This is a genomic window from Enterobacter cloacae complex sp. HYC080_NIDB, from assembly GCF_056673325.1.
In genome coordinates, this window is the sequence record NZ_CP114212.1 from 3,739,038 (window position 1) to 3,760,403 (window position 21,366).

16 protein-coding genes are annotated in these 21,366 nt (G+C 54.8%); 7 read left to right on the forward strand and 9 right to left on the reverse strand.

All coding sequences use genetic code 11. The features are described 5' to 3' along the window. Nucleotides 1–16: 16 nt before the first annotated feature. Entirely contained in the window at nucleotides 17–988 is a 972-nt protein-coding gene (locus O1723_RS17855) for a hypothetical protein (protein WP_014882575.1), read from the forward strand. Between the two features lie 47 nt (nucleotides 989–1,035). Here O1723_RS17855 and yacL read toward each other — a convergent pair whose 3' ends face one another. Together yacL and acnB are read right to left on the reverse strand one after the other, a co-directional pair. Beyond that, nucleotides 1,036–1,398 (reverse strand): protein YacL, encoded by a 363-nt coding sequence (yacL, locus tag O1723_RS17860; RefSeq protein ID WP_014882574.1) that lies wholly within the window; start codon nucleotides 1,396–1,398, stop codon nucleotides 1,036–1,038. A 191-nt stretch (nucleotides 1,399–1,589) separates the two neighbouring features. Further along, complete coding sequence (acnB, locus tag O1723_RS17865; protein ID WP_014882573.1) at nucleotides 1,590–4,187, reverse strand: bifunctional aconitate hydratase 2/2-methylisocitrate dehydratase; 2,598 nt, start codon at nucleotides 4,185–4,187, stop codon at nucleotides 1,590–1,592. An 891-nt stretch (nucleotides 4,188–5,078) separates the two neighbouring features. Between acnB and O1723_RS17870 the strand changes: the two genes are divergently transcribed. Both O1723_RS17870 and O1723_RS17875 read left to right on the forward strand, forming a co-directional pair. Further along, nucleotides 5,079–6,626, forward strand: coding sequence for a DUF3300 domain-containing protein (locus tag O1723_RS17870; RefSeq protein ID WP_014882571.1), 1,548 nt, complete (start codon nucleotides 5,079–5,081; stop codon nucleotides 6,624–6,626). Between the two features lie 10 nt (nucleotides 6,627–6,636). Beyond that, nucleotides 6,637–7,428: a DUF2950 family protein gene (locus O1723_RS17875; RefSeq protein WP_014882570.1), complete on the forward strand. Its 792-nt coding sequence runs from the start codon at nucleotides 6,637–6,639 to the stop codon at nucleotides 7,426–7,428. A 63-nt stretch (nucleotides 7,429–7,491) separates the two neighbouring features. Here O1723_RS17875 and traT read toward each other — a convergent pair whose 3' ends face one another. From traT to pdhR, 5 genes are all read right to left on the reverse strand, one after another. Further along, the gene (gene traT, locus O1723_RS17880) at nucleotides 7,492–8,223 is read right to left on the reverse strand and encodes a conjugal transfer complement resistance protein TraT (protein WP_014882569.1); all 732 of its coding nucleotides are present in this window, start codon (nucleotides 8,221–8,223) and stop codon (nucleotides 7,492–7,494) included. A 194-nt stretch (nucleotides 8,224–8,417) separates the two neighbouring features. After that, complete coding sequence (gene lpdA / locus O1723_RS17885) at nucleotides 8,418–9,842, reverse strand: dihydrolipoyl dehydrogenase (protein ID WP_014882568.1); 1,425 nt, start codon at nucleotides 9,840–9,842, stop codon at nucleotides 8,418–8,420. A 175-nt stretch (nucleotides 9,843–10,017) separates the two neighbouring features. Then, on the reverse strand, nucleotides 10,018–11,913 hold the full coding sequence (gene aceF, locus O1723_RS17890) for a pyruvate dehydrogenase complex dihydrolipoyllysine-residue acetyltransferase (RefSeq protein WP_014882567.1): 1,896 nt from the start codon (nucleotides 11,911–11,913) through the stop codon (nucleotides 10,018–10,020). 14 nt (nucleotides 11,914–11,927) lie between these two features. Then, nucleotides 11,928–14,591, reverse strand: coding sequence for a pyruvate dehydrogenase (acetyl-transferring), homodimeric type (aceE, locus tag O1723_RS17895; protein WP_014882566.1), 2,664 nt, complete (start codon nucleotides 14,589–14,591; stop codon nucleotides 11,928–11,930). 123 nt (nucleotides 14,592–14,714) lie between these two features. After that, entirely contained in the window at nucleotides 14,715–15,479 is a 765-nt protein-coding gene (gene pdhR / locus O1723_RS17900) for a pyruvate dehydrogenase complex transcriptional repressor PdhR (RefSeq protein ID WP_014882565.1), read from the reverse strand. A 263-nt stretch (nucleotides 15,480–15,742) separates the two neighbouring features. Here pdhR and O1723_RS17905 point away from each other — a divergent pair, with 263 nt between their 5' ends. The 4 genes from O1723_RS17905 (at nucleotide 15,743) to O1723_RS17920 (ending at nucleotide 19,908) form a co-directional block, all read left to right on the forward strand. Next, nucleotides 15,743–15,970 (forward strand): hypothetical protein, encoded by a 228-nt coding sequence (locus tag O1723_RS17905; protein WP_078309342.1) that lies wholly within the window; start codon nucleotides 15,743–15,745, stop codon nucleotides 15,968–15,970. Between the two features lie 45 nt (nucleotides 15,971–16,015). Continuing rightward, nucleotides 16,016–17,386, forward strand: coding sequence for an aromatic amino acid transporter AroP (gene aroP / locus O1723_RS17910; protein ID WP_014882564.1), 1,371 nt, complete (start codon nucleotides 16,016–16,018; stop codon nucleotides 17,384–17,386). 163 nt (nucleotides 17,387–17,549) lie between these two features. Further along, on the forward strand, nucleotides 17,550–18,947 hold the full coding sequence (locus O1723_RS17915; RefSeq protein WP_014882563.1) for a glycoside-pentoside-hexuronide (GPH):cation symporter: 1,398 nt from the start codon (nucleotides 17,550–17,552) through the stop codon (nucleotides 18,945–18,947). Nucleotides 18,948–18,957: 10 nt separating this feature from the next. Next, entirely contained in the window at nucleotides 18,958–19,908 is a 951-nt protein-coding gene (locus O1723_RS17920) for a glycoside hydrolase family 43 protein (protein ID WP_014882562.1), read from the forward strand. Nucleotides 19,909–19,926: 18 nt separating this feature from the next. Here the strand turns inward: O1723_RS17920 and ampE are convergent, their stop codons facing one another. Then, nucleotides 19,927–20,781, reverse strand: a complete 855-nt coding sequence (gene ampE, locus O1723_RS17925; RefSeq protein WP_014882561.1) for a beta-lactamase regulator AmpE — start codon at nucleotides 20,779–20,781, stop codon at nucleotides 19,927–19,929. Nucleotides 20,782–20,790: 9 nt separating this feature from the next. Further along, nucleotides 20,791–21,342 carry a 1,6-anhydro-N-acetylmuramyl-L-alanine amidase AmpD gene (ampD, locus tag O1723_RS17930; RefSeq protein WP_014882560.1) on the reverse strand — a complete coding sequence of 184 codons (552 nt, stop codon included), beginning with the start codon at nucleotides 21,340–21,342 and terminating at the stop codon, nucleotides 20,791–20,793. Between the last annotated feature and the right edge of the window lie 24 nt (nucleotides 21,343–21,366).

Here is a 21,366-nt window from a genome sequence, read left to right on the forward strand (position 1 = left end):
AATCACGAGGTGTAACATGACAATTCGAATTCTTTCCTGGTGTGCTGACTCCTTTACGCATGAGGCAGACGACCTGCGAGGTGCGGATGAAGATCTGCTGGCACACGCCAAAGAGCGGATGGAATTCCGCCTGAGTCAGGTCAGTGCTCAGCTCAAAACGGTACTGGAAACCGACTCCGGTAGCTGGGACCATACCTTTGTCACGCTTCCAGAATTCTTCTGGAATACCCGCTGGAGTAATGTGCACAGTGAAGATGACATCATGAAGCTCGGTGATTTCTACATGAGCAATGTCAGCGACTACGTTAACAGACTGATTGATGCCTTCCCTGCCCGTTCCGGGGATCCCTCCTCTGCCATCACCTTTCTGGCGGGAACCTGTGCCATCCTGTATCGAGACGATGACGAGAGTGAGAAGACGCCCTGCCACGACGCCGTTTTTCACGCCGTGAACTGGCTGCTGTGCGGGCAAAATACCCGTAGCGATAAATCCCTGACGATGTGGCCGAAACGCTACGTTTCCACGATTGATTTCTTTCCTCAGACGGACGGCCACGCGATCCCGGGGCATATTTCTGCCCAATTGCCGGATGGTCAGATCATTCATATCGGCGACAGCAGCGAAGTGTCGGCAGAATCATTGCATGGGATCGTTGTCACCGATTACTTCACCAATACTTATGCGGGCGATAAGCCGTTCAGCATTGATATCTGTCTGGATTACTTCACGCAGGGGAATGTTCGCCCGGCGGGCTGGGAGCAACGGATAGCGGAGCTGCAGAGCAAAAACAGCGACATTGATTTTCTGATCGCCTGCGGAATGCCGGTCAGCGATCCGCCGCAAAACCCAGGTGGTGTGAAATTCCTTGTACGTAACGACGGTATGCCAGTCGCCTCCCAATGCCAGGCGTGGTCGTTCAGCGCCGGGAGGGCAACGCCCGTTGAAGCGACCAACCCTACCGCTAATTTTGTGAGATTTTTACTGTAGCGTAAAACCCGCAGATTCCCTCCGGTACTCTCCGGAGGGAATTTCCGTTACTTCTGTTTCATAAACGCCCGGTACGCAGCTACCACCTGCAAAAAGTCCTCAACGCCGCACAGCGACAGGCTCTCTTCATCGTAGTAGCTCATCCCCTCTTCCATCTCATCACCCGAAAACTCCAGCTGGTTGGCGCGCACCATCACCTCTTCGCCATCCATCCACAGCGTGTATTCATGTCCGGCACGTTGCCAGGAGCGTTCACTGCCTTTTACCGTCTTCGCCGCCTGTTCAACTTCATCCAGCAGCGCGAGATCCTCTTTCACCTCTTCGTTAAACCAGTGGCCAACGGCTTCGTGCCCCATCGACATACGCACTTTCACCACTCCGGTGATGTCGCGCAGAAATTCGTAATCCATAGTATTTTCCTCTGCAAAGCCATTAGGGTAATTATCGCAGCAGAGAGGAAGAAAAAAAGCGGGAGAGGCGGGAGGAATGAAAATAAAAAGGTGAGAGCAAGACCCAGCGGCCTGATGCCCTCACCCCGTCCCTCTCCCACGGGAGAGGGTGCAAACACTAAAAACCGTCTCAACAGAGACGGTTTTGCCGTTTATACCGCGGTCTGGAAGATAACCCCGTCAGCCTTCTCGGTGTACTGAGAGAGCTGGTCGAAGTTCAGATAGCGATAGGTGTCCACCGCCGTCTTATCTACCTGAGCCACAAAGGTCTGGTACTCTTCCGGCGTGGGCAGCTTGCCAATCAGCGCCGCAACCGCAGCCAGCTCCGCAGAAGCCAGGTAAACGTTCGCACCGGTACCTAAACGGTTCGGGAAGTTACGGGTAGAGGTGGAGACCACCGTCGCACCGTCCGCCACGCGCGCCTGGTTACCCATACACAGGGAACAACCAGGGATTTCGATACGCGCACCACTCTTACCAAACACGCTGTAGTAACCTTCTTCCGTCAGCTGTGCGGCATCCATACGGGTTGGCGGTGCCACCCACAGGCGGGTCGGCAGCTGGCCTTTATGGGTATCCAGCAGCTTACCGGCAGCACGGAAGTGACCGATGTTGGTCATGCAGGAACCGATGAACACTTCGTCGATCTTATCGCCCTGCACATCAGAGAGCAGACGCGCATCGTCAGGATCGTTCGGTGCACACAGGATTGGCTCTTTGATATCCGCCAGATCGATGTCGATCACCGCCGCATACTCTGCGTCAGCGTCCGCTTCCAGCAGCTGCGGATCCGCCAGCCATTTCTCCATGCCCTGGATACGACGCTCCAGCGTACGACGGTCGCCGTAGCCTTCTGCAATCATCCACTTCAGCAGCACGATGTTGGAGGTCAGATACTCAATAATCGGCTCTTTGTTCAGCTTGATGGTACAGCCCGCCGCAGAACGCTCAGCGGAGGCATCGGTCAGCTCGAACGCCTGCTCCACTTTCAGATCCGGCAGACCTTCGATTTCCAGGATGCGGCCAGAGAAGATGTTTTTCTTCCCTTTCTTCTCAACGGTCAGCAGGCCCTGTTTAATCGCATACAGCGGGATCGCGTGAACCAGGTCGCGCAGGGTGATACCCGGCTGCATTTTACCTTTGAAGCGCACCAGCACTGATTCCGGCATATCCAGCGGCATCACACCGGTCGCAGCCGCAAATGCCACCAGACCGGAGCCCGCCGGGAAGGAGATACCGATAGGGAAACGGGTGTGGGAGTCACCACCGGTACCCACGGTATCCGGCAGCAGCATGCGGTTCAGCCAGGAGTGGATAACACCGTCACCTGGACGCAGGGAGACACCGCCACGGTTCATGATGAAGTCTGGCAGCGTGTGGTGCGTGGTCACGTCAACCGGCTTCGGATACGCCGCTGTGTGACAGAAGGACTGCATCACCAGATCAGAAGAGAAGCCCAGGCACGCCAGGTCTTTCAGTTCGTCACGGGTCATTGGGCCGGTGGTGTCCTGAGACCCCACGGAAGTCATTTTCGGCTCGCAGTATGCGCCAGGGCGAATACCCGCGACGCCGCACGCGCGACCCACCATTTTCTGCGCCAGCGAATAACCACGGTTGCTTTCCGCAACATCTTTCGCGTGACGGAACACGTCTGAGTGCGGCAGGCCCAGCGCTTCACGCGCTTTGGTGGTCAGGCCACGGCCGATGATCAGCGGGATACGGCCACCGGCACGCACTTCGTCGATCAGCACGTCGGTTTTCAGCTCGAAGCTTGCCAGCAGTTCGTTAGTGTCGTGGTTACGCACTTCGCCTTTATACGGGTAGACGTCAATCACGTCGCCCATGTTCAGGTTACTGACATCCACTTCAATTGGCAGCGCACCTGCATCTTCCATGGTGTTAAAGAAGATAGGGGCAATTTTGCCGCCAAGGCACAGGCCGCCGCCGCGCTTGTTAGGCACGTGCGGAATGTCGTCACCCATGAACCACAGCACGGAGTTGGTCGCGGACTTACGGGAAGAACCGGTACCCACAACATCACCCACATAGGCCAGCGGGAAACCTTTCTCCTGAAGCGCTTCGATCTGTTTGATCGGGCCGACGCTACCCGGCTGATCCGGCTCAATGCCTTCACGGGCGTTCTTCAGCATCGCCAGGGCGTGCAGAGGGATATCAGGACGAGACCACGCATCCGGCGCCGGAGAGAGGTCATCGGTGTTGGTTTCACCGGTCACTTTGAAGACGGTCACGGTAATTTTTTCAGCCAGGGCCGGACGGTTGAGGAACCATTCGGCGTCCGCCCAGGACTGCATCACCTGCTTCGCATAGACATTGCCCGCTTTGGCTTTTTCTTCGACATCGTAGAAGTTATCGAACATCAGCAGCGTTGAAGAGAGCGCTTTCGCGGCAATCGGTGCCAGCGTGTCGTTATCCAGCGCGTCAATCAGCGGATGAATGTTGTAACCACCCTGCATAGTGCCGAGCAGTTCAATGGCTTTTTCAGGAGTAACCAGTGGGGAGGTGGTTTCGCCTTTGGCGATAGCAGCAAGGAATCCGGCTTTTACGTAGGCAGCTTCATCTACGCCAGGCGGTACGCGGTTGATCAGCAGATCTAACAGGAATTCTTCTTCGCCCTTAGGCGGGTTCTTCAGCAGCTCGACGAGCGCGGCCATTTGGGTTGCATCTAACGGTTTGGGTACAATTCCCTCGGCGGCACGTTCTGCTACGTGCTTACGGTATTCTTCTAGCACGACGGTTCTCCTCGCTCTCATTGTCATATGCGGCGGGCGTTCTCTTCACGCTCCTGTGAGACAGCAGTTTGTAGGGTAAATGCCCGATACCGCGTCGGGCAGCATAGCAGGATTTCTGCACAGTGTTAATCTGTTTACAAAAAAGCAACATTAAAATATTTGCTGAATCGTTAAGCATGGTGTAGCGGGGAAACGAGACGAATTCGGGGTACAAAAAAACCGCCTCACAGCGGTTAATTTGTTGCCTTGCGGTGGTAGCACACCGGGTTGGCAGATTTGCGGCAATCCCAACGCGATGAATTTTGCATCACGCCACGCTGGCTTGCAAGCCATTATGTCGATTTTGCGTAGCGCCTTCCTGCTTCGAATAAAAATCCGTTCAACTTCATTTTTCGTCTTCTGAAAGACCGCTGAGTCGATTACTCTTCTCCCCGGCCTGCTTCGCTGGCGTAGCAACCAGTCACCGGGCCCGGGAGCAGTTCCGTAACCTACGCGGCAATCCCAACTTGCCTGGTTCTGCCTTTCCCGGTGAAGAATGAACCCGCGTAGCCTGTACAGGAACGCATGCAATGGAGATGCGAATCACTGCGCTGATCGTTGCGATCGGTTTACTGCTTACCGCACTACACGGTGGCTGGAACATATCCGACATCACGGTGCTGTTCGTCGTCAACCTCGGCAACTAGCTGCTGGCCGCTCGCAAGAGCGGCCTTCTGAAACCCCGGCGGTTTTTCAACCATCCGATATAATTGTGTAATAAATATTCACACTCTTTGTCCGGACAAAATCGACGCTTCCCAAGAAAAGTCAAAACCGTAAAAGACGGGTGAATAATACTCACGCCAACCGTAACGCCTCACGGCACAGCGCTTGTCTCGTTGGAGTCACTATATGAAGTTGCCCTTTAAGCCACATCTGCTCGTCCTTCTGTGCAGTACCGGGCTGTTTGCCGCCTCTGGCGTGATGTTTGTCAAAAGCCGTGCATCAGAGCCTGTCGCTCCCGCGCCTGTCGCCCAACAACAGGTGGCAACACCTGCGGCCCAACCCGCTCCCGTTGTCGCACCAGCTTACACGGCCGCGCAAATCGATCAGTGGGTCGCCCCGATTGCGCTCTATCCGGACGCGCTGCTGTCTCAAATTTTAATGGCATCGACCTATCCGGCCAACGTTATCCAGGCCGCGCAGTGGTCAAAAGATAACCCCAACATGCAGGGCGATGCCGCGATTCAGGCGGTGGCGAGCCAGCCGTGGGATCCCAGCGTGAAATCGCTGGTGGCGTTTCCTCAGTTAATGTCGCTGATGGGCGGGAATCCACCGTGGGTACAAAACCTCGGCGATGCGTTTCTCGCGCAGCCGAAGGACGTGATGGATTCCGTTCAGCGCCTGCGCGCGCTGGCGCAGAAGACCGGCGCTTTACAATCCACGCCTCAGCAAACGGTCACCACCGTGACAAAACCGGCGCCAGCGAAAACTACCTCCAGCGAGTCAACCACATCTACCGCGCCCGCACCCACGGTCATTAAAATTGAATCCGCTGACCCGCAGGTCGTTTACGTCCCCACCTATAACCCCAATACGGTTTACGGTACCTGGCCAAACAGCGCGTATCCGCCAACCTATCTCCCGCCCTCGCCTGGCGAGCAATTTACCGACAGCCTGGTGAAAGGCTTAGGCTTTAGCCTGGGCGTGGCGACAACCTACGCCATTTTCAGCAATATCGACTGGGATGACGATGATGACTGGGATCATCACCATCATGACGATGACTGGGATCACGGCGGCTATAATCGCAACGGTGATAACAACATCAATATTAACGTTCAGAACTTTAATAAAATCAGTGGTCAGCGTCTGACGGACGCCAGCCGCACCTGGCAGCACAACCCGGCCTATCGGGAAGGTGTGCCGTACCCGACAAACCAGCTCAACACGCGCTTCCACTCCACCAACACGGCTACCGGGCTCAGCGCAACACAGCAAAAACCGGTTAGCCGCGATAGCCAGCGTCAGGCCGCCCTCAGCCAGATGGAGAAATCGACAGGCAAAACCTTCCCACAGACAGCGCACCCGGGGATTAAAGATGCACAGCGGCAGGCCTCAAGCGAACAGCTCAAGCAGATTTCTCAGCGCAGTAACTACCGTGGCTATGACACCAAACCTCAGACGGCGAAGCGGACAACCACACAGCATCGCGAAAACCGCCAGACCGCAACGCAGCGACAGGAGAAACGAATCTCACAACCTGCGCAGCAACACGCGCTACAGCAGCGAACCAGTCAGCCCCGGGCGAATGCGCTGAGCGGTAACGACAGTCGCTCCGCCAACTGGCAAGCCCAGCAGCAGCGTGGTTCGCAAAGCAGACAACTGGCGGCCCGTCATCAGCAGCCGCGTCAGGCATCCGCCGGACGTGTTGAACACCGTGAATTCCGTCATCGTTAAGGGAGCAAACATGAAAAATAAACTTCTCTGTGGAATGGTGGTGTTCATGATGTCGGCGGCCGCGATGGCGCAGCAATCTTTCAGCACGCCAGAACAGGCAACAGATGCGCTGGCCAGCGCCATCAGCGAGCAAAACGAAAGTGCGATGAGCAATCTGCTCGGTGAAAACTGGCGCGACTTTCTGCCGCCTGAAGGGGTAGATCCTGATGCCGTTGCTCGCTTCCTGCGTGACTGGAAAGTCCGGCACTACACGGTTGTCGAGGGTAACACAGCACATCTTGCTGTCGGAGACAGCGGCTGGCAGCTTCCCATCCCGGTGGTTAAAACCGCTTCCGGCTGGCAATTTGACATGAAAGAAGGGGCCGAGGAGATCCTGACCCGCGAGATTGGGCGTAACGAGCTTGCCGCCATTGAAGCCTTACATGCCTATGTGGATGCCCAGCAGAACTATTTTGCGCTGAACCAGAAATACGCGCAGAAAATTGTCAGCGCGGACGGGAAAAAGGATGGTTTGTACTGGCCCGTCTCGCCAGGCGAAACGCCAAGCCCGCTTGGTCCGGCGTTCAGTCCGAAAGAGCCTGGGGCGGGATACCACGGCTATCGATTCCGCATCCTGCCGGATAATAACGGTTTCGCGATGGTAGCCTGGCCGGTCAGCTATGGTCAAACCGGCGTGATGAGCTTCGTGATAAACCAGAACGACAAGGTTTACCAGTCCGATCTCGGCCGCGATTCTGAGCAGATAGTCCGGGCGATGACCGCGTATAGCCCGGATAAAACCTGGCAGCCCGTCGAACCCTGAGTAACGTCAACGGACCACGTTTTGTAGGCCGGGTAAGGCGAAGCCGCCACCCGGCTGTTTTACTTACAGAATATTTGCCACCGATTTCGCCAACTGCGCTTCCAGAACTGGTTTCGCTTCTTCGAATTTCAAATTGACCTTGTTAGCATTCGATACCACGCGGGTCTGATACTTCGCGCGATCGCCCTGCTCGCTGCTGGTTTGAAGCTTCACGCCGGACGTACCCTGACGCAGCGCCGCAATGTTATCGGTGGTGACTTTCGCTTTGCTACGCTCAGAGATCTGCAGGTCGGTAACCATGGTGTAGTTCACATCTTCTACCATCGCATCTGCCGCCATGCCAATTAGCCCAGCCGCCAGACCCACGCCCAGCGCGGCGCCAGAGGAGTTGCTGTTGTAGGCGGTAATACCGGCACCCAGAGCGGCCCCCACGGCGGCGCCTTCATAGCCGGTTTTCAGGTAGCCCTGAGACTCGCGCAGGTCCATTTTGTCTGCTTTAAGGACGTTAGCCTGCACCCAGTAGTATGCGCTGTCAGGTGAGGACGTTACCTTATACCCTTTAGCGCTCAGATCGTTTGCCAGCAGCGTCTGGAGGTTGCTCATGTCTTTATCGGAGGTGTTTTTAACCTGGATGTAGACCGTTTTTTCACTGGAAGGCTCAAGCCAGATGGTCTCACTCATCTGGGTTTTCACTTCCAGGTTGCGTTTTTTCACGGCAGTCGTCATCGCGCCACATCCGGTCAGCGTCATGACTGACGCCAGTAAGCCAATTCCCACAACTTTCTTTAAAGACATGCGTTTTCCTTTTTTCGTGTAATTAAAAGTCCAGAACCCCTGAACAGCGCAGCCAGTAGCCACACAACGGTGAAAAAAGTATCGGCAGATGAAGAGGAATTTTTAGCGGAAATATCAACGAGATGACTACCAATTTGGGTAGTTTCAGGGCAAAAAAAACGCCTCCGGAGAGGCGTTTAGCAATCAAAAGAAACTTATTTCTTCTTCGCTTTCGCGTTTGGCAGGTCGGTGATGCTACCTTCAAACACTTCTGCCGCCAGGCCCACGGACTCGTGCAGAGTCGGGTGAGCGTGGATGGTCAGCGCGATGTCTTCCGCGTCGCAACCCATTTCGATCGCCAGACCGATTTCACCCAGCAGCTCGCCGCCGTTGGTCCCGACAATCGCACCACCGATCACGCGGTGAGTCTCTTTGTCGAAGATCAGTTTGGTCATACCGTCTGCGCAGTCGGAAGCGATAGCACGGCCAGAAGCAGCCCACGGGAAGGTGGCGGTTTCGTAGCTGATGCCTTTCTCTTTCGCTTCTTTCTCAGTCAGACCCACCCATGCCACTTCTGGCTCGGTGTACGCGATAGATGGGATCACTTTCGGATCGAAGTAGTGTTTCATGCCGGCGATAACTTCAGCGGCAACGTGACCTTCGTGAACACCTTTGTGTGCCAGCATTGGCTGACCGACGATATCGCCGATAGCAAAGATGTGCGGCACGTTAGTGCGCAGCTGTTTGTCAACGCGGATAAAGCCACGGTCGTCCACTTCCACGCCAGCTTTGCCCGCGTCGAGGTTTTTACCGTTCGGCACACGGCCGATAGCCACCAGCACGGCGTCGTAACGCTGTGGTTCGGATGGGGCTTTTTTGCCTTCCATGGAAACGTAAATACCGTCTTCTTTAGCTTCAACGGCAGTTACTTTGGTTTCCAGCATCAGGTTGAATTTCTTGCTGATACGTTTGGTGAAGACTTTAACGATGTCTTTGTCTGCAGCCGGGATAACCTGGTCGAACATTTCAACCACGTCAATGTCTGAACCCAGCGCATGGTACACGGTACCCATTTCCAGACCGATGATACCGCCACCCATAACCAGCAGGCGCTTAGGAACGGTTTTCAGCTCCAGTGCATCGGTGGAATCCCACACGCGCGGATCTTCATGTGGAATGAATGGCAGTTCGATTGGGCGAGAACCTGCCGCGATGATCGCGTTGTCGAAGTTGATCACGGTTTTGCCGTTTTCGCCTTCCACTTCCAGGGTGTTCGCACCGGTGAATTTACCCAGACCGTTTACCACTTTCACTTTACGGCCTTTGGCCATACCCGCCAGACCGCCGGTCAGCTGAGTGATAACTTTCTCTTTCCAGGTACGAATTTTGTCGATATCGGTTTTCGGCTCGCCGAAGACGATACCGTGTTCAGCTAGCGCTTTGGCTTCTTCGATCACTTTCGCGACGTGCAGCAGCGCTTTAGAAGGGATACAGCCGACGTTCAGACAAACACCACCGAGGGTGTTGTAACGTTCTACGATGACGGTTTCCAGACCTAAATCCGCGGCGCGGAATGCTGCGGAATAACCTGCCGGGCCTGCCCCAAGTACTACGACCTGAGTTTTGATTTCTGTGCTCATCATGACCTCTTAATTTATACCCGTCGTCCACCGGGTCGTTCTATCCGCCCGCATTTTACAAAATTGTTAACAATTTTGAAACAACAAACGGCTCATGAATTTTTGCTTACGCCAGTAACCTCAAAAACAGCATGAGATTACCAGAAAAAAGCCGGCCGACTGGCCGGCTTTTCGATTACATCACCAGGCGGCGAATGTCGCTCAGCATGTTGTTGATGATGGTGATGAAACGCGCACCATCAGCACCGTCGATCACGCGGTGGTCGAAGGACAGAGAGATTGGCATCATCAGACGCGGCACAAACTCTTTACCATTCCACACCGGCTCCATCGCGGACTTGGACACACCGAGGATAGCCACTTCCGGCGCGTTCACAATCGGCGCGAAGTGGGTAGTGCCCAGGCCGCCGATGCTGGAGATAGTGAAGCAGCCGCCCTGCATTTCGCCGGCAGTCAGCTTACCATCACGCGCTTTTTTGGAGATGGTGGTCAGTTCACGGGACAGCTCAGTGATGCTCTTCTTGTTCACGTCCTTGAAGACCGGAACAACCAGACCATTTGGCGTATCAACCGCAACACCGATGTTGATGTATTTCTTCAGCGTCAGCTTCTGGCCGTCTTCAGACAGGGAGCTGTTGAAGCGTGGCATCTGCTCAAGTGCAGCGGCAACGGCTTTCATGATGAAGACCACTGGGGTGAATTTCACGTCCAGTTTACGCTTCTCAGCTTCGGCGTTCTGCTGTTTACGGAACGCTTCCAGATCGGTGATATCGGTTTTGTCGAAGTGCGTAACGTGCGGGATCATCACCCAGTTACGGCTCAGGTTAGCACCAGAGATTTTCTGGATACGGCCCAGTTCCACTTCTTCGATTTCGCCGAACTTGCTGAAGTCCACTTTCGGCCATGGCAGCATGCCCGGGATACCGCCGCCAGCGGCTGCAGCAGGTGCAGCTTCGGCACGTTTCACCGCGTCTTTCACGTAGGTCTGAACGTCTTCGCGCAGGATACGCCCCTTACGGCCAGTCCCTTTCACTTTCGCCAGGTTCACACCGAACTCGCGCGCCAGCCGACGAATGAGCGGGGTGGCGTGGACATACGCGTCGTTTTCAGCGAACTCAGATTTTTCTGCTTTCGCAGCAGGTGCAGCAGCAGGTTTAGCAGCCTGAGCCGGTGCAGCAGCCGGTGCTGGAGCAGCAGCGGCAGCCGGAGCGGCGGCAGGCGCAGCGCCTTCCACTTCGAAGACCATGATCAGAGAGCCGGTAGACACTTTGTCGCCAGTGCTGATTTTGATCTCTTTAACGGTACCCGCGAACGGCGCAGGAACTTCCATGGAAGCTTTATCGCCTTCAACGGTGATCAGTGACTGTTCAGCGGCAACTTTGTCGCCCACTTTCACCATCACTTCCGTCACTTCAACTTCGTCACCGCCGATGTCCGGTACGTTAACGTCTTTCGCGCCGCCAGCAGCAGCCGGTGCAGCGGCCGGAGCCGGAGCAGCAGCCTGAGCAGGCGCGGAAGCAGGTGCAGCACCCGCCACTTCGAAGACCATGATCAGGGAGCCAGTAGACACTTTGTCACCGGTGTTGATCTTGATCTCTTTAACGGTACCCGCGAACGGCGCAGGGACTTCCATAGAGGCTTTGTCACCTTCTACGGTGATCAGTGACTGCTCAGCCGCAACGGTGTCGCCCACTTTCACCAGGATTTCGGTGACTTCAACTTCGTCACCGCCGATGTCAGGCACGTTCACTTCTTTTGCTGCGGCGGCAGCTGCTGGAGCAGCAGCCGGAGCGGCTTCTTTCTTCTCTTCCTGCGCAGGTGCAGCAGCTGCTGCACCGTCGGCGGAATCGAAAATCATGATCAGTTTGCCGGTCTCGGTTTTATCGCCAACAGAGACTTTAATCTCTTTAACGATGCCAGCCTGAGGAGACGGGACTTCCATAGAGGCTTTGTCGCCTTCTACGGTGATCAGCGACTGTTCAGCTTCAACTTTGTCGCCCACTTTGACCAGGATCTCGGTGATTTCAACTTCATCAGCCCCGATGTCCGGTACATTGATTTCGATAGCCATTATTCTTTTACCTCTTACGCCAGACGCGGGTTAACTTTATCTGCATCGATGTTGAATTTGGTAATTGCGTCCGCAACCACTTTCTTATCGATTTCGCCACGTTTAGCCAGTTCGCCCAGTGCTGCTACAACCACGTAAGAAGCATCAACTTCGAAGTGGTGACGCAGGTTTTCGCGGCTGTCTGAACGACCGAAGCCGTCAGTACCCAGTACGCGATAATCATCAGCTGGAACGTAAGTACGAACCTGCTCAGCGAACAGTTTCATATAGTCAGTAGACGCCACCGCTGGCGCGTCGTTCATCACCTGAGCGATGTACGGAACGCGTGGAGTTTCCATTGGGTGCAGCATGTTCCAGCGCTCACAATCCTGGCCATCACGAGCCAGTTCAGTGAAGGAGGTCACGCTGTACACGTCGGAACCGACACCGTAGTCCTTCGCCAGGATCTGTGCGGCTTCACGCACGTGACGCAGGATAGAGCCGGAGCCCAGCAGCTGAACTTTACCTTTGCTACCTTCAACAGTTTCGAGTTTGTAGATACCTTTACGGATACCTTCCTCGGCACCTGCTGGCATTGCCGGCATGTGGTAGTTTTCGTTCAGGGTGGTGATGTAGTAGTAAATGTTCTCTTGCGCTTCACCGTACATGCGCTGCAGACCGTCATGCATGATGACTGCCACTTCGTACGCGTAAGACGGGTCGTAAGAGATACAGTTAGGGATAGTTAGAGACTGAATGTGGCTGTGACCATCTTCGTGCTGCAGACCTTCACCGTTCAGGGTCGTACGACCAGAAGTACCACCGATCAGGAAGCCGCGAGCCTGCTGGTCGCCTGCCTGCCAGCACAGGTCACCGATACGCTGGAACCCGAACATGGAGTAGTAAATGTAGAACGGGATCATCGGCAGGTTGTTGGTGCTGTAAGATGTCGCAGCAGCCAGCCAGGATGCGCCTGCACCCAGCTCGTTGATACCTTCCTGCAGGATCTGACCTTTCTCGTCTTCTTTATAGTAAGCAACCTGCTCACGGTCCTGCGGGGTGTACTGCTGGCCGTTCGGGCTGTAGATACCGATCTGACGGAACAGACCTTCCATACCGAAAGTACGCGCTTCGTCGGCGATGATTGGCACCAGACGATCTTTGATCGACTTGTTCTTCAGCATCACGTTCAGGGCACGAACGAAAGCGATAGTGGTAGAGATCTCTTTGTTCTGCTCTTCGAGCAGCTGTGAGAAGTCTTCCAGCGCTGGCAGTTCCAGCTTCTCGGTGAAGTTAGGCTGACGAGCTGGCAGGTAGCCTTTCAGCGCCTGACGACGTTCGTGCAGGTACTTGTGCTCTTCAGAACCTTCCGGGAAGGTGATGTAAGACAGGTTTTCTACCTGCTCATCGGTCACTGGAACGTTGAAACGGTCGCGGATATAACGCACGCCGTCCATGTTCATTTTCTTAACCTGGTGAGCGATGTTTTTACCTTCTGCGGTATCACCCATGCCGTAACCTTTGATGGTATGGGCCAGGATAACAGTCGCTTTACCTTTGGTCTCACGCGCTTTTTTCAGTGCCGCGTAGATTTTCTTCGGATCGTGACCACCACGGTTCAGCGCCCAGATCTGCTCATCAGTCCAGTCTGCAACCAGTGCGGCGGTTTCAGGGTATTTACCGAAGAAGTGCTCACGCACGTAGGCACCGTCTTTGGATTTGAAGGTCTGGTAGTCACCGTCAACGGTTTCGTTCATCAGTTGGATCAGTTTACCGCTGGTGTCTTTACGCAGCAGTTCGTCCCAACGGGAACCCCACATGACTTTGATTACGTTCCAGCCAGCACCCGCGAAGATGCCTTCCAGTTCGTTGATGATCTTGCCGTTACCGGTTACCGGACCATCCAGACGCTGCAGGTTACAGTTGATGATGAAGCACAGGTTGTCCAGCTTCTCACGGGTTGCGATGGTGATCGCACCTTTAGATTCTGGTTCATCCATTTCGCCGTCGCCCAGGAAGGCGTAAACGGTCTGCTCAGAGGTGTCTTTCAGACCACGGTGTTCCAGATATTTCAGGAATTTAGCCTGATAGATCGCACCGATTGGACCCAGACCCATGGATACGGTCGGGAACTGCCAGAATTCAGGCATCAGTTTAGGGTGCGGGTAAGAAGACAGACCTTTACCGTGAACTTCCTGACGGAAGTTGTTCATCTGCTCTTCAGTCAGACGACCTTCCAGGAATGCACGTGCATAGATGCCCGGAGAGATGTGGCCCTGGAAGTACACCAGATCGCCGCCGTCTTTCTCGTTCGCTGCACGGAAGAAGTGGTTAAAGCACACTTCGTAAACGGTCGCAGAAGACTGGAAGGACGCCATGTGGCCACCCAGCTCCAGATCTTTCTTGGACGCGCGCAGAACAGTCATGATGGCGTTCCAGCGGATAGCTGAACGGATACGACGTTCCAGATCCAGATTGCCCGGGTATTCCGGTTCGTCTTCAACGGCAATCGTGTTTACGTAGTTGCTAGCCCCTGCACCTGAAGCAACCTTCACGCCGCCTTTGCGGGCTTCAGAAAGCAGCTGATCAATCAGATACTGAGCGCGCTCAACACCTTCTTCACGGATGACCGATTCGATCGCCTGTAGCCAGTCGCGAGTTTCGATCGGATCCACGTCATTTTGGAGACGTTCTGACATGGGGGTATTCCTTATCTATCTAATACGTTGATTTGTCTGGAACCTGTCCCATTGTGCTCTTCAGCAAGAACACAATAAGACAGGTTCTGCGTTTAGTTGCCGCGCTCTAAAAGTACCTGGCGCTTAATCCTTTCGTTGCTGTATGCGGCGTAATGAACGTTCGCGACGCGATTGTTCACGGCTGCGGTCCAGCAAGATTTCCTCAATGAAAGCCAGGTGACGGTGCGACGCTTCGCGCGCCTGCTCCGGTTCCCCGGCCATTATCGCCTCGAATATTCGGGTGCGATGGTTGCTTACCAGTGGGAGCATCTCCCGACGGGCATACAACAATTCAAAATTCTGACGAACGTTCTGGGCCAGCATCGGCTCCATGCAGCGTAGCAGATGGAGGAGCACCACATTGTGTGCCGCTTCGGTGACGGCAATTTGATACTGGACGACGGCGCTGGACTCGGCGTCTAAATCGCCGGACTGCTGTGCCCGTTCAATGGCCTGATGCAGCTCGCGGATACGCACGCGATCTTCATCAGTGCTGCGAAGGGCAGCGTAATAGGCCGCAATACCTTCCAGCGCGTGACGGGTCTCAAGCAGGTCAAACTGGGATTCTGGGTGGTCAGAGAGAAGTTCTACCAGCGGATCGCTGAAGCTCTGCCACAGGCTGTTTTGCACAAAGGTTCCGCCGCCCTGGCGACGAAGCAGCAAGCCCTTTGCTTCGAGGCGTTGAATCGCCTCACGCAGAGAGGGACGTGAAACGTCGAACTGTTTTGCCAGTTCGCGTTCTGGCGGAAGTTTCTCACCCGGGCGCAGAGTCCCTTCGAGGATTAAAAACTCCAGCTGCTGCTCAATCACATCAGATAGTTTTGGTTGGCGAATTTTGCTGTAGGCCATATTCCCTGTCTTACGCCTTTTTGCCCGGAGTCAATTGGTCTTACCAATTTATATTTCGTATCGCTAAAGTAACAAAGTATTCACCTTCTGTCCATATTGGTTTTGATTGAAATCAGTAAACCCTGCACATTTTAACAACCTTACAGAAATAACGTTTCAGAAATGTAACTTTGCACAAATGAGTTGATTACTCCCAAAGTGGGAGTTTTAACCATAATGAAACGAGGGTTTTTGCAATCTGAAGCGATTCAACAAGGCAAATTATGAAAATTCGCCCACTTAAGGCGCATTTCTATTCTATAGGTTGGGGTAAGAAGCGAGAGCGGAGTGATTTACAAATGCTTTCTTTTTATTCAACTCGTCATCAGCCCTTCATAAAGCAGGTGCATTCACAGGCACTTACCACTATTCTGGCGCTTACGGAAGTCATCTCCGCTTTTTTCGGTTCGTTTAACCGTAAAGAAATAAATACAGAATATGGATTTTCATAATTACACACGCACAGCGTGACATAACAACCACACACGAGGTTTCAAATGGAAGCTCAACAGCACGGCGATCAGCTAAAGCGCGGGCTAAAAAACCGCCATATTCAGCTCATCGCACTGGGCGGTGCTATTGGTACCGGCCTGTTTCTGGGCAGCGCATCCGTTATCCAGTCTGCCGGTCCGGGCATTATTTTGGGTTACGCGATTGCGGGTTTCATTGCTTTTCTGATCATGCGCCAGTTAGGTGAAATGGTTGTCGAGGAGCCGGTCGCTGGCTCCTTCAGCCACTTTGCCTATAAGTACTGGGGCAGCTTTGCCGGTTTCGCTTCCGGCTGGAACTACTGGGTACTGTACGTTCTGGTTGCCATGGCCGAGCTGACTGCCGTCGGGAAGTATATTCAGTTCTGGTATCCCGACATCCCAACCTGGGTTTCTGCTGCAGCTTTCTTCGTCATTATCAACGCCATTAACCTCACCAACGTAAAAGTGTTCGGCGAGATGGAGTTCTGGTTTGCCATCATCAAAGTGATCGCCGTCGTGGCGATGATTATCTTTGGCGGCTGGCTGCTGTTCAGCGGCAACGGTGGCCCACAGGCAACCGTGCGTAACCTCTGGGAACAGGGCGGCTTCCTGCCTCACGGCATGACCGGTCTGGTGATGATGATGGCCATCATTATGTTCTCTTTCGGCGGTCTGGAACTGGTGGGTATCACCGCCGCAGAAGCCGACAACCCTGAACAGAGCATCCCGAAAGCGACGAATCAGGTTATCTACCGAATTCTGATCTTCTATGTGGGCTCGCTGGCGGTCCTGCTCTCCCTGCTGCCGTGGACGCGCGTCACTGCCGACACCAGTCCGTTTGTGCTGATTTTCCACGAACTGGGTGATACCGTCGTGGCGAACGCGCTCAATGTCGTGGTGCTGACCGCGGCGCTTTCCGTGTACAACAGCTGCGTATACTGCAACAGCCGTATGCTGTTCGGTCTGGCCCAGCAGGGCAATGCGCCGAAGATGCTACTCAACGTTGATAAACGCGGCGTGCCGGTCAACACCATCATTGTTTCAGCCATCGTGACGGCGCTGTGCGTGCTGATTAACTACATGGCGCCGGAATCCGCATTTGGCCTGCTAATGGCACTGGTGGTCTCTGCACTGGTCATCAACTGGGCGATGATCAGCCTGGCACACATCAAGTTCCGCCGCGCGAAACAGCAGCAGGGCGTGACGACGCGCTTCCCTGCCCTGCTCTATCCGCTGGGTAACTGGATCTGCCTGCTGTTTATGGCGGCCGTGCTGGTGATCATGCTGATCACGCCGGGTATGGCAATCTCCGTCTACCTGATCCCAGTCTGGATTGCCGTGCTGGGCGTTGGCTATCTCTTCAGCCAGAAAAGCCGCAAGGCCATGAAGGCCCACTAAGTCTCCTCCGCGGTACCTGCTTTTGCGGGTACCGCGCGTTGTTACCTCCCTCACACTTTCATCCCTACAGCGTTTTTATCCATATCACCGCCCTGATACTGCAACGCATATATTCGTTTGCCAGCAAATAATTCTCTCCATACCGAAACCCGGAGAGCAGTCTATGGATAACGCTAAACTGTCAGTAAAAGAAAAGATCGGCTATGGGATGGGCGATGCAGGTTGCAACATCATCTTTGGCGCCATCATGCTGTTTGTTAACTATTTTTATACCGACATATTTGGCCTCGCGCCTGCGCTGGTGGGGGTCTTACTGCTGTCGGTCCGTGTGATTGACGCCGTCACCGACCCTATCATGGGGGCAATTGCCGACCGCACCCGCAGTAAATATGGCCGTTTTCGTCCATGGCTGCTGTGGATTGCCTTCCCCTACGCGCTGTTCAGTATTCTGATGTTCACCACACCGGAGTGGAGCTATAACAGCAAAGTTATCTATGCGTTTGTCACCTACTTCCTGCTCTCATTAACCTATACGGCCATCAACATCCCTTACTGTTCGTTAGGAGGGGTGATCACCAACGATCCGAAAGAGCGTGTGGCCTGCCAGTCCTACCGCTTCGTGCTGGTCGGCATCGCCACGTTGCTGCTGTCATTGACGCTGCTGCCGATGGCCGACTGGTTTGGCGGGGATAACAAAGCCAAAGGCTACCAGATGGCAATGACCGTACTGGCGCTGATTGGCACCTGCATGTTCCTGTTCTGCTTCGCCACCGTGCGCGAGCGCGTGCGCCCGGCGGTGCAGACCCACGACGAGCTGAAAAATGACCTGAAAGACGTGTGGAAAAACGACCAGTGGGTGCGAATTTTGCTCCTGACCCTGTGCAACGTCTGCCCGGGCTTTATCCGCATGGCGGCAACCATGTATTACGTCACCTGGGTGATGGGCCAGAGCACCCACTTCGCCACCGTGTTTATCAGCCTGGGGGTTATCGGCATGATGCTTGGCAGCGTGCTGGCAAAAGTGCTGACCGACCGCTGGTGTAAACTGAAGGTCTTCTTCTGGACCAATATCGTGCTGGCGATATTTTCCTGCGCCTTCTATTTCTTCGACCCGAAAGCCACCGTCACCATCGTGGTGCTCTACGTTCTGCTGAACATCCTGCACCAGATCCCGTCTCCGCTGCACTGGTCGCTGATGGCTGACGTGGATGACTACGGCGAGTGGAAAACCGGGAAACGCATCACCGGGATCAGCTTCTCCGGCAACATTTTCTTCCTGAAGCTGGGTCTGGCGATTGCCGGGGCAATGGTCGGTTTTCTGCTCTCCTGGTACGGTTACGACGCAGGCGCAAAAGCGCAAAGCGCGGAGGCCATTAACGGTATCGTACTGCTGTTTACCGTTATTCCTGGCGTTGGATACTTAATTACCGCGGGCGTTGTACGCCTGCTGAAAGTGGACCGCGAAACCATGAAGATGATCCAGTCCGATCTGGAAAAGCGCCGCGCCAACTACCGCGAGCTGAACGCTTATCAGGAACTCAAAGCCGCAGAGACAAAATAAGGAAAGTTGCATGCAAACCTGGCCAAACCCGTTTATTGAACAACGCGCCGACCCGTACATTTTACATCATGAGGGGGAATACTATTTTATTGCCTCCGTGCCGGAGTACGACAGGCTGGCTATCCGCCGTGCTGACTCGCTGGAGGGCTTGCGCAGCGCCGAAGAGATAGTGGTCTGGCGCAAACCCGACACCGGTCCAATGAGCCAGTTGATTTGGGCCCCAGAACTGCATCACATCGACGGGAAGTGGTATATCTATTTTGCCGCGACGCACACCCAGGCGCTTGATAGCCTCGGCATGTTCCAGCACCGAATGTTTGCGCTGGAGTGTACCGACAGCGATCCGCTCGCCGGTACGTGGGTCGAGAAGGGGCAAATAAAAACGCCATTCGACACTTTCGCCCTCGATGCCACCACCTTTGTCCATCAGGGGAAACGCTGGTATCTGTGGGCGCAAAAAGCGCCGGATATCGCCGGAAACTCCAACCTTTATCTGTGTGAAATGGAAAATCCGTGGACGCTGAAAGGCGAGCCGGTGATGCTCAGTAAACCTGAATATGACTGGGAATGCCGCGGATTTCTGGTTAACGAAGGTCCGGCGGTGCTGGTTCACGGTGACAAGCTGTTTATCAGCTACTCCGCTAGCGCCACCGATGAGAACTACTGCATGGGGTTATTGTGGATAGACCTGAATGCCGATCCGCAACAGCCGGCGAACTGGCACAAATCTGCGCGTCCGGTATTCACCACCCGTTATGAAAACCGCCAGTTTGGGCCGGGCCATAACAGCTTCACAAAGACCTCAGAAGGGGAAGATGTGCTGGTGTATCACGCCAGAAATTACACCGAAATCGAAGGCGATCCGCTTTACGATCCCAATCGTCATACCCGCCTGAAGCGTGTTCGTTGGGACGAAAACGGGATGCCTGATTTCGGCATCCCGCCTGCGGATACGCTATAGCGTTTGCGGCGCGCTGGCCTACACCAGCGTGCCGTAAATGGTCAGTAGCGCCACAACCACCACCACCACAAACGACGTTTTCTTTGCCATTGAAACCGCCGCTTTTGGCGTTTCAATCTTGTCGGTATGCGGCTCTCGCGCCAGGGAAAACTGCGCCAGACGGGTTAACACCTGATACTGCGAGGTGTGTAGGTCGCCCAGAGACGCAAACCACGCTGGCAATGCTTTTTCACCGTGGCCAATGAGCGCGTACACCACTCCCACCAGACGCACCGGCAGCCAGTCGAGCACATGCAGGATGGCATCAATGCCGGAGAGCAAACGTTCATGCGGTGTCAGATAACGGGCAAGCCAGGTCTGCCAGGCACGCAGGAACGCATACCCCATCAGCAAGACGGGTCCCACCGGGCCCCCCACCACAAACCAGAACAGCGGCGCGAGGTAGTAACGGAAGTTAATCCACAGCAGCGCATTTTGCAGCTCGCGCAGGAACTCGCGCTCGTCGCAATCCGGCGGCACGCCGTGGATCATCGTCAGTTCGCTCGCCATGGCACCGCGCGCGTGGGCATCATCGCGGGAGGCCGCTTTAAGATAAGCGTGGTAGTGCAAACGCACCTTGCCCGCACCAATGCACAGCACGCCAAGCAGGATCCACACCACCAGCAGCGGCACATTGAAAAAGAGTCCGTACAGCGCGCGCAGCAGCAGGAAGGTAATCACCATCACACCCGCCATCATCAGCAGCGTGCGCAGCATGGAAAAGTGCCTGATGCGGCGGAATAACACCTCCAGCCGGTGATCCAGATGCCAGTGCTCACCGAGCTTGAACAGACGTTCAGCGATGATAACCAGCAGCATGGTAAACAACGTCATGTTATCTCCTTATTCTGACGACGCGGTGAGCATGGCGCGAAAGCGGGGCCAGTCAAATGCCGGGCCAGGATCGGTTTTTCTCGCCGGAGCGATATCACTGTGTCCGGTAATGTTGTCGGCGATTGCCGGGTAGAGTCCGATAAGCGTACGGGTCACAGCCGCTAACTTTTGATACTGTGAGTCGGTGTAGGGCGTAGTATCCGTGCCTTCCAGTTCGATCCCAATGGAGAAATCGTTGCACCGTTCGCGCCCGTGATACATCGACACCCCGGCATGCCAGGCGCGCTTATCAAAAGGAACATACTGAACCACCTCACCATCACGACGAATCAGACAGTGAGCCGACACGCGCAAATGCGCAATCTCAGCGAAGAAAGGATGGGCATTGGGATCTATCGTTCCCGTGAATAACGCATCGATCCACGGGCCGCCAAATTCACCCGGCGGGAGACTAATATTATGAACCACCAGCAGTGTGGGCTTTTCATCCTCCGGGCGGCAATCGTGGTGCGGCGAGGGTACACGCCGCGCATCCACCAGCCATCCGTTTTCTAACAACATGCTGGAACTCCTTCTGTATGGTGC